At 65.9% G+C, this 10,621-nt stretch carries 16 protein-coding genes; 6 read left to right on the top strand and 10 right to left on the bottom strand.

The window, feature by feature from the left end:
- On the bottom strand, window positions 1-518 hold a 518-nt coding region (locus tag KBY71_RS12820; RefSeq protein WP_254929283.1), incomplete at its 3' end, for a DUF1788 domain-containing protein.
- Complete coding sequence (locus KBY71_RS12815) at window positions 515-1,303, bottom strand: BrxA family protein (protein ID WP_254929282.1); 789 nt, start codon at window positions 1,301-1,303, stop codon at window positions 515-517. The genes KBY71_RS12815 and KBY71_RS12820, both read right to left, overlap by 4 nt.
- Before the next feature lie 342 nt (window positions 1,304-1,645).
- Here KBY71_RS12815 and KBY71_RS12810 point away from each other — a divergent pair, with 342 nt between their 5' ends.
- A complete protein-coding gene (locus tag KBY71_RS12810; protein ID WP_254929281.1) occupies window positions 1,646-2,329 on the top strand; it encodes a sigma-70 family RNA polymerase sigma factor in 684 nt (227 codons plus the stop codon).
- Window positions 2,330-2,355: 26 nt separating this feature from the next.
- Here KBY71_RS12810 and KBY71_RS12805 read toward each other — a convergent pair whose 3' ends face one another.
- Window positions 2,356-2,493, bottom strand: coding sequence for a hypothetical protein (locus tag KBY71_RS12805; RefSeq protein WP_161956110.1), 138 nt, complete (start codon window positions 2,491-2,493; stop codon window positions 2,356-2,358).
- Window positions 2,494-2,686: 193 nt separating this feature from the next.
- Here KBY71_RS12805 and KBY71_RS12800 point away from each other — a divergent pair, with 193 nt between their 5' ends.
- From KBY71_RS12800 to KBY71_RS12785, 4 genes are all read left to right on the top strand, one after another.
- Entirely contained in the window at window positions 2,687-3,058 is a 372-nt protein-coding gene (locus tag KBY71_RS12800) for a type II toxin-antitoxin system PrlF family antitoxin (protein ID WP_106502073.1), read from the top strand.
- Window positions 3,055-3,531: a type II toxin-antitoxin system YhaV family toxin gene (locus KBY71_RS12795; protein ID WP_254929280.1), complete on the top strand. Its 477-nt coding sequence runs from the start codon at window positions 3,055-3,057 to the stop codon at window positions 3,529-3,531. The genes KBY71_RS12800 and KBY71_RS12795 overlap by 4 nt, the downstream gene beginning before the upstream one ends.
- A gap of 334 nt (window positions 3,532-3,865) precedes the next feature.
- Window positions 3,866-4,960, top strand: a complete 1,095-nt coding sequence (locus KBY71_RS12790; protein ID WP_241518156.1) for a Fic family protein — start codon at window positions 3,866-3,868, stop codon at window positions 4,958-4,960.
- A 252-nt stretch (window positions 4,961-5,212) separates the two neighbouring features.
- Window positions 5,213-5,566, top strand: a complete 354-nt coding sequence (locus KBY71_RS12785; RefSeq protein ID WP_254929279.1) for a hypothetical protein — start codon at window positions 5,213-5,215, stop codon at window positions 5,564-5,566.
- 45 nt (window positions 5,567-5,611) lie between these two features.
- Here the strand turns inward: KBY71_RS12785 and KBY71_RS12780 are convergent, their stop codons facing one another.
- From KBY71_RS12780 to KBY71_RS12750, 7 genes are all read right to left on the bottom strand, one after another.
- Window positions 5,612-6,040 carry a collagen-like protein gene (locus KBY71_RS12780; RefSeq protein WP_254929278.1) on the bottom strand — a complete coding sequence of 143 codons (429 nt, stop codon included), beginning with the start codon at window positions 6,038-6,040 and terminating at the stop codon, window positions 5,612-5,614.
- 204 nt (window positions 6,041-6,244) lie between these two features.
- Complete coding sequence (locus KBY71_RS12775) at window positions 6,245-6,712, bottom strand: hypothetical protein (protein WP_254929277.1); 468 nt, start codon at window positions 6,710-6,712, stop codon at window positions 6,245-6,247.
- Window positions 6,712-7,392, bottom strand: coding sequence for a hypothetical protein (locus KBY71_RS12770; protein WP_254929276.1), 681 nt, complete (start codon window positions 7,390-7,392; stop codon window positions 6,712-6,714). Before KBY71_RS12770 ends, KBY71_RS12775 begins: the two co-directional genes overlap by 1 nt.
- Window positions 7,393-7,500: 108 nt before the next feature.
- Window positions 7,501-7,923: a hypothetical protein gene (locus KBY71_RS12765; RefSeq protein WP_254929275.1), complete on the bottom strand. Its 423-nt coding sequence runs from the start codon at window positions 7,921-7,923 to the stop codon at window positions 7,501-7,503.
- 4 nt (window positions 7,924-7,927) lie between these two features.
- The gene (locus KBY71_RS12760) at window positions 7,928-8,365 is read right to left on the bottom strand and encodes a hypothetical protein (protein WP_254929274.1); all 438 of its coding nucleotides are present in this window, start codon (window positions 8,363-8,365) and stop codon (window positions 7,928-7,930) included.
- Between the two features lie 3 nt (window positions 8,366-8,368).
- On the bottom strand, window positions 8,369-9,241 hold the full coding sequence (locus tag KBY71_RS12755) for a major capsid protein (protein WP_254929273.1): 873 nt from the start codon (window positions 9,239-9,241) through the stop codon (window positions 8,369-8,371).
- Window positions 9,242-9,381: 140 nt separating this feature from the next.
- Window positions 9,382-9,786, bottom strand: coding sequence for a hypothetical protein (locus KBY71_RS12750; protein WP_254929272.1), 405 nt, complete (start codon window positions 9,784-9,786; stop codon window positions 9,382-9,384).
- 91 nt (window positions 9,787-9,877) lie between these two features.
- Between KBY71_RS12750 and KBY71_RS12745 the strand changes: the two genes are divergently transcribed.
- Window positions 9,878-10,621, top strand: a 744-nt coding sequence (locus tag KBY71_RS12745; protein ID WP_254929271.1) for a C39 family peptidase, incomplete at its 3' end; no start/stop codon positions are given.

The following is a 10,621-nucleotide window of genomic DNA, read 5'->3' as shown; positions in this document are numbered from 1 at the left end:
TAGGAGCCGCCGTCGGCGTCCTGGGAGTACTCACCCGGGAAAAAGATCACCACCGGGTGGCGCACCATCGCTGGCTGCAGGGCCTCGAGAATCGTGTGGGTACGCAGGAACGGATACACCCGGCCTGATCCGGTGATCAGGCTGATCTGGGTGTCATCGCCCAGCGCCTCCATCAGCTTTGGCACTAGGGCTGCGGTGGGTTCGGCCACGTTCTGCAGGGTGTCAAATAGGTCGCTCTTGCTCCAGCCGGCCTCCTCCTGCAGCACCACATCGAGGTAGCCCTTGGCCTCCAGCAGCTGCAGCACCAGTTCAAACAGATCCACCTGCTTCACCCGCAGGCCCTGCTTGCGCAGGAACTGTTCAGCTCCCTTAACCACCACCCGCAGCTGGTCTTCATCAGCGGGGCTGTAGGTCTGAATGAAGATCGGCACCTCCTTGGCCACGCCCCGCATCTCCAGGAAGTCGGGGCGGGTGAGCACCTCCTGCAAGCGCTTATCGAGGCCGCTGACGCTGCTCACGGTTTTGCCCTCGGGGCCGGGGCAGCTTTCTTGGCTGCAGGCTTGGTGGGCACCTTGGCTGCGGGCTTGGCTGCAGACCTGGGTCCAGGTTTTGCCGTTGTCCTGGGAGATGCCTTCGCCGCGGTAGACGCGCTCCGGCTCTTGGTTGGGGTGGCCTGTCTGTGGACCAGGAATCCAACCAGCAGCGCTGGATCGTCGCTAACCACCAGCTCCTGCACCTGCGGCGAGAGGAGCGGTCGCTGCACTGTGCCAAGGGTTCCGCCCTTGCCCGCCTTGCCGGCCAGAAGCCCAGCATCTCGGAGCATCTGCAGCAGCGCTGATCGCACCTTCTGCTGGGATGAGGGTGCTAGGGCCGCCAGCTCGGGGTGATCGCGCTCACGGTCCTCATAGAAGGCCGCCATGTCCGAGCGACGCAGCACCGGATCCAGACTGCTGAGCTTCTCCAGCAGCAGATCTCGGCTCAGGTCGGCTGCGATCTGGATGCGCTTGAGCACCGCCAGCCAGGCCATGGCACTGCGCTCCTCGCTCGTACCCCGCGCCAGCAGCTGCAACTGGGGGATGGTGAGGCCCTGAAGCCGCTGCCGCAGCTCCGACTCAAGCCGTTTGCCCGAGCTGGCTGAACGGGCTTGCAGGGCATTGCGCTCCAGCACCGCCGCTTTGGTGCGGGCCCAGTCCCCCTCTCCCTCCAGGTGGATGGCCGCGATCACAGCCGCCAGCTCAGGCCTGAGCCCTGCCGCCGTGAAGCTGAGGCAGTAGCGGGACGGCTGCGGGATGGGACGGGGCAAGGAAACCAGCTGGCAGCGCCTGGCGAATCCTGGCACCGCGCAGGGCAAAGCGTCAGCCAAGAAGCCAGTCTCCGTGAGCGTTTGACGGCTGGAGCCTATGGCTAGTGGGCTGTGTCTGATTTATTGCTCATGCGAACAAGGAAAACTATGCGCAAGGTGCATTGAAATGCTGCTTCGGACTAGCTGACAGGCTGGATGCCTGCCTGCTTTGGTCGCTGAGGGGCTGTCGAAACAGGGGCTGGGGAGCGGATTGCCACCGGGACCGGCGCACACCCACCGGATCCCTCGGCCAGTCCTCACGCCGCGTCAAGGATCGGGCCAGGCGCCCCCAGGGGGGCGTCCTTGTCACGGCGCTACGGCCGGCCGCTGGGGGTGGGGTTCTCCGCCGTCCTGCCGATGGCTTCCCCCGCTTCCTCCTTCAGCCGCCACCAGCAGTCCCCAGCTCTCAGCCGTTCTGCCCTGCGTGCCCGTGATGCCCTGGTGCTGGAGCACCTGCCGCTGGCCGATGCCATTGCCTCAGTAGCTGCCCGGCGCCTGTTCCCGCTGGTGGAGCGGGAGGATCTGATCCAGGTGGCCCGGGAGGCCCTGGTCCGCTCCGCTCCCCGCTGCAGAGCAGGTGAGCCCGCTGGGCCCTATCTGCGCCGCTGCATCACCGGGGCCCTGCAGCACCACCTCCGCGATCGCGTCCGCTTGGTGCGAATCTCCCGCCGGGAGCATGAGAAGGGCACCTGCCCGCTCGGCCACACCAGCCTCGATGCCCAGGTTGATGGCGAGCACTCCCTGCTCGATCAGTTGGAGGCGCCCGCAGCCGAGCTGGCCTCAGGCAGTGATGCCGAGGAGCTGGCCGTAGAGCAGCTGGTCGAGCAGTTGCCCGCTGCCCAGGCCACCGCGTTGCGGCTCACCTTGCTGGAGGGCCTAACGCTGCGCGCCGCTGGGCTCAAGCTGGGCATCAGTGCCATGGCCGTGCAACGAGCCCAGAAGAAGGCCATCGCAGCCCTGCGCCTGCAGCTGGTGGGTGGGGGCTGAGGGCCCTGAAGCTCCGGCCTGTTCCTTCAGCGCACGCCCCTTGGCTGGCGGTGGATCGGCCGCACCACAGGCCGCAGCGACGGAGGGATTTGCAGTTGCTGTTCGGCCCAGTGGGCCGCCAGGGCTGCCAAAAGGCTGCTTCTGTCGCCGTGAATGCGGAGCATGGCGTGAGCTGAAAATGCAGGCCACCAGCATGATCTGGCTGAGCCGCTGCCCCAGTGAAAAGGGTGACAACACCGCGCAACCAAAGGCACAGGAGCGGCCATCGGAAGGCGCCGAGGCGTGTGCGCAGAGCCGCCAACCTCGCCAAGGCAATGCACCTGCATTACTTTGGTGTCAGGTTCAGCGGGCGGCCTGATGGCTCCTCTTTCCACTCCTGATGTTGCTGGCGCCTCCCTGGGCACCCCCAAGGACGAGGTGGAATCGGCGCTCACGGATCGCTATCAGACCACCGTGCCGCAACCGGTGCGGCGGGCTCTTGGTTTGCGCAAGCGCGACCGCATCCGCTACGCCTTCCGCGCCAACGGTGAGGTGGTGCTGCAACGCGTCAGCGCAGATTCAGACAACGACGACCCGGCACTGGCTCCCTTTCTGGCGCTGCTCGAGCAAGACATCGCCAACCATCCCGAGCGGCTGCAGGCCATCGATGCCGAGCTGGTTGAGCGGCTGCAGGATCTGGTGGGCGGCATCGAGGTTGATCTGGAGGAAGTGCTGCCAGACGAGGCGTGATCAACGGGTGGACGATTTATGCGCACCCCTTGTTTCTGGATCAGCTGGACGCGTTGATCGCTGAGGTGGACGCGTTGCGCGCCAAGGATCCACAGGGCTATGGCAGCAAAAACGCCAGCAAGCGCCTGGCGGCCATCACCCGCCTGATGCTCCAAGACATCCCCCAGGACCCCAGCCGCAAGGAGTATCAGCAGGGATCAACCCTTGGCGCTGCGCATCGCCACTGGCGACGCGCCAAGTTCTTTCAGCAATACCGCTTGTTCTTCCGGTTTCACACCCGCTCACGGCTGATCGTGTTGGGCTGGGTCAATGACACCGACACCAAGCGCGCCTACGGCAACAAGAGCGATGCCTACCGGGTGTTCCAGTCGATGCTGGCCAGCGGTCATCCGCCGGATGACTGGGGTCAGCTCTTGCAGGAAGCCACACAGGCCGCAGAACGCCTGCAGCAACTGAGGCATCGACTGCCCTGAACTGCCCCTGAAGCTGGCTTGCTCGGGGCTTTGCCCTCGTGCAAACAGCTGCTGCACGAGGTGCTCCTTCGGTGAGGGCAAGCCTCCAAGAGCGCAAATCGTGCAGGCCTACCCCCTAGTGGATCGGCACCGCGCAACCCTCTTCATGGTCTGGGCGGCCTCGGGTGCTGACGCGAGGCCGCCGCAATGGGGATCTGCCCCCCTGGCCACTGGCGACCCCGACGTGCCGGGAAGCGGCCTGTGCCGGCAGTCTTGTTGGCAGGGTGGGGGCTGGTGCCACCTATCGTCAAAACACGTCAGCAAAATGGCGTTTTCTTAACTGGTGTCAGCCGACGTGTCAGCTTCCCACGGCTTCCTGCAACCGCTGCCTCCTCCCGTAGAGCTGGAAACAGTGGCGGTCATGCGTTCTCTGGCCGCCGCCAACCGTGCTTTGGCGGAGCTCAAGGGACGGGCGGCCACGATCCCCAACCAAGGGATCCTGATCGACACCCTCGCCCTGCAGGAGGCAAAGGCCAGTTCCGAAATCGAGAACATCGTCACCACCCAAGATGAGTTATTCCAGATGGACCTGTTCCCGGACGGTCTGGAATCGGGTGCGGCCAAGGAGGTTGCCCGCTACCGGGATGCCCTCAAGCTGGGGCTGACGCAGCTGCTGGATACGGGCGGGTTGATCCGTAACGCCACGCTCATCGACATGTACCGGTTCCTGAAGGCACGCAGCGATGGTTTTCGCTCAACGCCAGGCACCGCCTTGAAGAACGATCGGACGGGGGAAGTGGTCTACAGGCCTCCACAGGATCGCAACGAGATCATCGCCGCAATGTCATCACTGGAGGCGTTCATCAATGATGATGAGCTCTGCCGTCTCGATCCACTGATCAAGATGGCACTCATCCATCATCAGTTTGAGAGCATCCATCCCTTTGCCGACGGAAACGGACGAATCGGGCGCATCCTGAACGTTCTCTACCTGACAAGAACAGGATTGCTGGACATCCCAATCCTCTACCTGAGCCGCCATATCAACCAGCACAAAGCTGAATACTACCGGCTGCTCCAATCCGTTCGAGAAGAAGGCGAGTGGGAGCCCTGGGTGCTCTATATGCTTGAGGCCGTCGAGAAGACCTCTAGAACGACCCTTGCGCTGGTGGAGGGAATCCGGAAGCAGATGGCAGATGTGAAGCAGCGCATGCGCACCCATCTCCCGAAGCTTTACTCCCAGGATCTGCTGAACAATCTCTTCCGTCACCCCTACACCAGGATTCAATTTGTCCGAGATGACCTGCGCGTGACCCGGCAGACAGCTGCCGAGTACTTGGAGCAATTGGTGGAGAAAGGTTTCCTAGAGAAGCACAAATCAGGTCGGAGTAACTACTACATCAATACAGCCTTGGTGGCCTTGTTCCTGCAGGTCTCAGAAGGCCCCTGACGCGCCATCGATTTGGCTTGGATCAATTATTTAGGCATGGCTCGGCCCTCTTGAGGGTCCGCAGCTAGGGCAAGGGACGGCCACGACTTCACTGCGCATCCTGATGAGGCAGCCCATCACTCTGCCCTGGACTGCTATTGCCTGGGGCCAGGAGGAGAGCTTGCTCGGGGCCTCTCCAGTCTGAGGCCTTCCTGTCGTCAGGCCTCCGCTGGGATCGGTCCCGTCGCTGCGCCGCTCTCGGCGCCGATCGTCATGGCCACACGCTCTGCTGCAGGCAACCCGGCTTCCGCGGAATCGCCGTTCTGCCGGCCTATCGCACCGGAAGGTGCGTTCTGCAAACCAGAAGAAGATCCGTTCCTGCTGCTGGAATCCACGCTCCGCTCCGTGCAGGAGATCCTGCTGCGCCGGCGCGGGCTTTCGCTGCGGCGCACCTGGATCGAGCAGCCCTATGGAGAAGAGGAGATCACCCTGCTGGAGGAAGAGGTGATCCCGGCAATCCAGCAGTGCCTGGCTCGCATCGATGAGCTCGATGAGCGGCTGCTGGCCGAGCAGGAGCTGCTGCGGCGCGCCCAGCTCGAGGCGCAGCGCCGGCTGATGCTGGCCTGAGGCCATCCCGGCCCGGCGGGCGTGATCAGCACGCAGCGCCGGGCCTCAGCTCAACACGTACACATCGCCGCTGGTCTGATCCAGATACAGATCACCCGGCACAGATCCGGGCACGGTTGTGGGTGCGCCACTGCCGGTGAACCAGCCGGTGCCGCGGTTGCCCTGGGGCCCGGCAGGACCCTCCACCCCCTGCAGCCCCTGGGGGCCGGGCTCTCCCTGCAGGCCTTGCGGTCCCTGCGGGCCGGCGATGCCTTGGGGTCCCTGGATCGAACCCCCATCCACCCAGGCGCTGCTGGTGGCGTCCCAGACGCGGAAGGAGTCATCCGCCTGCACGATGTAGGCATCGCCCTGGGCGGCATCGGCGGGCAGGTCCGCCACGGTGGCCACATGCCCCTTGAAGGTGATGCCCAGGCCCGGAGCACCCTGGATGCCCTGCTGGCCCTGCGGTCCTTCCGGGCCGGCAACACCCTGCATACCCGCTGGTCCCTGTGGGCCTTGCACGCCCTGGGCGCCATCGGCACCGGGTTGGCCCTGTACTCCCTGAGGGCCCTGCGGGCCGGGATCCCCTTGCGGGCCCTTGAGCGAACCGGAGGGAATCCAGGACATGGAAGAGCAACGGCCCTGTGGCCGGCGAGAGCACACCCCCTAGTGCCGTTGTTGCGCGCGTCTGAGCCCGGCTCAGTGCTGCAGCACCTGCCACCAGGAGCCGCGCAGCACCGTCACCGCTGTGCCGGCCACTTCTGAGCGGAAACGCAGGCTGAGGGTGCCGGCATTGGCGCCGTTCTCCACCGTGCCGCTCACCTGGGCCCTGAGCACCGAACTTCCGGCGGAGGTGGTGCCGATCAGGGGCGTGTCGTAGCTGCTGGCGGTGAGGTTGCGAAAGCTGGTGAGCGATTCACCGGTTACCAAGTTTTGGATCACCGCCTGCGGTGTGGCGGGGCCGGAGAGGGTGGTCACCAGGCCGGTGTTGTTGGCGCCGCTGGAGAAGTAGAGCTCCGCCGAAAAGGAGAGCACCTGTTGCGCCGCCAGCGGTGTGCTGAACAGGCTGAGCCAGCTGGTGTTGGAGGTAGTGCTGAGTGCCGCGGGCAGCCGCGCCACCCGCAGCATCGAGGGGCCCTTGAGGTTGGTGCTGCGTGTCCAGGGCATCAGCTCAGCTCCAGTTGGTAGAGAGCACCGCTGCGGGTGTCGAGATAGAAGTCGCCCGCTTGGGCATCAGGCAGCACACCGGGTGGCCCCTCGCCGCTCCACCAGCGGGTGCCGCCACTGCCCGGCGGGGTGGCCCAGAGGCCGTCGGCTCGCAGGAAGCGGCTGCTGGAGCCATCGCTGGCGGGTACGCCGCCGCTGCTGGTGCCGCCACTCCAGGGCTGCAGCTGCCACTGCTCGCGGCGCCGGCCATCAAAGGGTTGGCCCAGCAGGCCACTGCCGGGGATCAGCGGTTGAATCTCCCCCGGCGGTAGGGGTTGCGGTGGCGGCCAGATCGGGCAGCCCAGCAGATGCACCGCCAGCTCGGCGCTGATGCCGCTGCCGCTCAGTTCTGCCGAAACCTGCCAGTCCTGGGCGCAGGCATAGGCATGGCGCAGCCGCGGCGCGTTGTCGCCGCTGGGCCAGGGCCAGGTCTCAACGGTGCCGTCGCCCCAATCAAGCGTCAGCGCCGTTGGCACCGGCGGCCGGGCCTGGAGCAGCAGCAACACCGCGGTGCTGCCAGCTGGGTCCTGCGGCACGGGTGCCGCAGGCAGCCAGGCCAGCTCCAGCGGTGCGGCGGGGATGGGAGCGCGACGGTAGCCCTGCTGCTCCCATCGGGTCACCTCCACGGGAGGCACCCACACGCTCTCGCCAGGGCAGCCAAAAGGCGGCAGCAGACGAATCAGCTGCGGACTGGCTGCCGAGCTGCTCGCTTGGGATGGCAGGAGGGAGCGCACGGAAGCGATCACACCTCAAAGAAGCGGGTCGTCGAGCAGCAGCGCCTCGCCTGTGGCGCTGCTCTCAAGCTCCCAACTGGCAGCTCCCCCAGCCGCAGTGCTGGCTGGCATGGGTTCGGACGAGCTCGGCTCTGGCGTCTCTTCTGCCAGCGGCACCTCGATCACTGCTGCAGGCGCTGTCGGCTGCGGCGTGATCTGAACGCCGGTGGCGGCGGCGATCAGGGTCCAGCCCTGCTGCTGCCAGCCGCTCAGGTGCACCGGCCAGATGAAGCGCTCCTGGCTGCCGTCGCTGATGCGCACCAGGCCGGCCGGAACGGTGGGATCCACCAGGTCGTGGCGGGTCGCCGTGGCTGGTGCCACTTCGATCGCGGTGGGCTGCGCCGGCAGCGCCTCGGCTGCCGGTTCCTCTGCAGGGCTGGTGGAGCGTTTGCGGGCCATGGGCTCAAGCCGCGATGGTGGCCGTCAGGCCCGCGTGCATGCCCGCCGGGGTGGTCGGGGTCACGAGCGCCTTGGCAAAACACACCGCCGGCAGATCGAGGTTGGGCAGATCCGCCGGTGTGATCTGGATGTCATGGCCGGAAAGAAATGCCTCCACCCGGCCGCCTTCTGCCGGTAGGGCAACGCGGACAGCACTGATCCAGCTGCCGGTGGTGCCATCGCGCAGCACCGGTGCCAGCAGCAGCTCCACCTCCACCGCGGCAGGCGCGCCGGGATGGGAGGCCACCAGCGAGAAGCGGGAGGCCGCATCGAGCTTGGTGTTGAGCAGCACCTCCTCACCGGAGAGGAAGGTGTGCTCGCTGTTGCGGATGGCGCTGCGGTTCGTCCACCCCACCAGGGTGGTCTCCGCATCGATCAAGGGGTTGCCGTTTGTGAGGGCCATGGCTCAGGCAGCGGGGGTGATGTTGAACAGACGGCCGGCGGCGCGGGGCTGCAGCACGGCAAAGCCCACGTACCAATCCACGCGGGTGCGGAACACCGGGGCATCGGGCACCTCGCCCAGATCCCGCACCGAGATGCCATAGCGGCCCTGGAACGGGCCCTGCAGGCCGGTCACGCCCTGATCGCCAAAGGTGCAGCAGTAGATCGAGCTGGTGCCGCCCGCCTCGTCGTAGCCCATCACCTCGACGCCCTGGGCATCGCGGTCGACGGTGAGGATGTCGCAGTCCTGGTAGCGGTGCACAGTCATCCCGTAGGAGTTGGTGCTGGTCTGATACACACCACCGCCGATGGAGGCGCGGGCGAGGGCATTGAGCTGGCGGCGCATCGCCTTGCTCATCACCAGCACCTTGCTGCCGCCATAGGCATTCACCGAATCGATCAGCTCATCGAGCCGATCGAAGTTCAGCGGTGCACCGGGGATAGCGCCGGAGGCGTTGTTGATCGCCATCGGGTTACCAGGCGGCAGCCGCTTGCTCAGCCCGTCGAAGGCGCGCGGGTTGCTGGCGGTGTCGCCGTTGATCACGGTCGCCTCCAGCGTCAGGCGCATCGAGCGCACCTTCATCTCGATCTGGCTGGCGCGGGCTTCAGGGCCCATCAGGTCCACGATCGAGCGGTCCACATCCACGTCACCGCCGAAGAGGTGCACCGCTTCTGCGCGCTGGTCCACCACGCCGTAGCTCTGGGTGTAGCCCTCGTTCACGGCGCGGAAGCCCACCGAGGGCAGTTCCTGCTCGGCGGAATAGAAAAGGCCGCTGCCGGCGATGTTCATGAACGGCAGCCGGGCGAGCAGTTCGCCCTCCGAGAAGGTCTTGAGCACCGCGAGGTGCTCTAGACGGTGCTCGTATTTGGCTGCCTAGATCAGGGTGAGGCCCATGGCACAGGTGGGGCCAGGCCCCAGTGATGTCAGGGGCTATTGCCGAGCAGCTCAAGGAGCGTTTTGGGCCGTCGCCCTTCCCTTCAGAGTTGCTCCAGTGGGGTCTGCCGGCCTGGAAGCGTGTTGATGGCCACTCTTCTGCTGCTCCGGTAGCTCTGCCAGAGCACCACCAGCAACCGGCCGATCAAGGAGCGGGGGTGCTTGCGCTCACGAGCGGCAGAGCTCCAAAGCCCCCGGCTGATCAGCCAGCGTTTGATCGCTTCCAAGAAGCGACCTCGGCGGCTGGCGAGCCAGAGAGAACGCTCGAGTTGCTGCCGCCTGAATTCGCGGCGCTGGTGGATTTCGCCCATCACGATGCCGTGCAACTCCCAATCCACCGATGTCCTGGAGTGCTGCCGGTAATGGGCATCGAGCTCCAGCAGCTTTTCGTCCTCGAGATTGCGCGCAAGCCGGCAGTAGTGCTCGTGGCTCTCAGGCAGGAGGCACATCAGCCGTTATGGGTGACCTGTCCCACAGTCTGCGCCGAATGCAACTGACTGGATTGGCGAAACGGCAACAGCAGAGGACTGCCCTGCTGCCATGTCTGCAAGCTCTTCCGATCCAGCTGCCGTCACGCCTGCTCCCCAGGCGCCGTTCAGTGCTGAACGCTGGCGCCAGTTCTGGGACCACTGGAAAGCTCAGCCTCAGCAACTGGACGGTATCGAGCAGTTGCGCCAGGCGGTCATGGCGGCCGATCCACAGGTCCTCATGGAGGCCGCCCCATGGCGGCAGACCTTCTCCTCGGCGCCGCCGGCTCCGGCCCATGCCAATCCGCTGCCGGTGGCCTGGGAGAACCAGAACGACAACGCCTCAGGCACCGGCTACCGCGAGTGCTTCTCCAGCAGCTGCGCCATGCTCGCCCGCTTCTGGGGCAAGGTCAGTGGCGATGACGCCTACAACGTCATCCGTGCTCGCTATGGCGACACCACCTCGGCAGAAGCGCAGTTGGCGGCGTTGCGGTCCCTGGGGCTGACCGCCAACTTCGCCACCAACGGGCAGCGCGCAACGCTGGAGGAGCAGATCAAGCTGGGGCGGCCAGTGGCGGTGGGCTGGCTGCACCACGGCCCCGCCTCAGCCCCCAGCGGCGGCGGTCACTGGAGCGTGGTGATCGGTTTCACCGATGCCGGCGCCATCCACAACGACCCCAACGGTGAGGCCGACCTGGTCCATGGCGGCTACACCGCCAACACCAACGGCGCCTCTCAGCACTACAGCTGGAAGAACTGGCTGCCGCGCTGGCAGGCCGATGGTCCCGGCACCGGCTGGCTGCTCACCTGTCATCCC

It is taken from the genome of Cyanobium sp. T1B-Tous (assembly GCF_024345475.1).
GTDB lineage: Bacteria > Cyanobacteriota > Cyanobacteriia > PCC-6307 > Cyanobiaceae > Cyanobium_A.
This window is presented reverse-complemented; position numbering and strand designations above follow the sequence as displayed.

Excerpts from the sequence above, each read along its gene's own strand:
- KBY71_RS12805 (WP_161956110.1), bottom strand. The coding sequence starts at position 2,493 with ATGCTCCGCATTCACGGCGACAGAAGCAGCCTTTTGGCAGCCCTGGCG.
- KBY71_RS12750 (WP_254929272.1), bottom strand. The coding sequence starts at position 9,786 with ATGTGCCTCCTGCCTGAGAGCCACGAGCACTACTGCCGGCTTGCGCGC.
- KBY71_RS12780 (WP_254929278.1), bottom strand. The coding sequence starts at position 6,040 with ATGCAGGGTGTTGCCGGCCCGGAAGGACCGCAGGGCCAGCAGGGCATC.
- KBY71_RS12765 (WP_254929275.1), bottom strand. The coding sequence starts at position 7,923 with ATGGCCCGCAAACGCTCCACCAGCCCTGCAGAGGAACCGGCAGCCGAG.
- KBY71_RS12800 (WP_106502073.1), top strand. The coding sequence starts at position 2,687 with ATGGCTCCTCTTTCCACTCCTGATGTTGCTGGCGCCTCCCTGGGCACC.
- KBY71_RS12785 (WP_254929279.1), top strand. The coding sequence starts at position 5,213 with ATGGCCACACGCTCTGCTGCAGGCAACCCGGCTTCCGCGGAATCGCCG.
- KBY71_RS12760 (WP_254929274.1), bottom strand. The coding sequence starts at position 8,365 with ATGGCCCTCACAAACGGCAACCCCTTGATCGATGCGGAGACCACCCTG.
- KBY71_RS12775 (WP_254929277.1), bottom strand. The coding sequence starts at position 6,712 with ATGCCCTGGACACGCAGCACCAACCTCAAGGGCCCCTCGATGCTGCGG.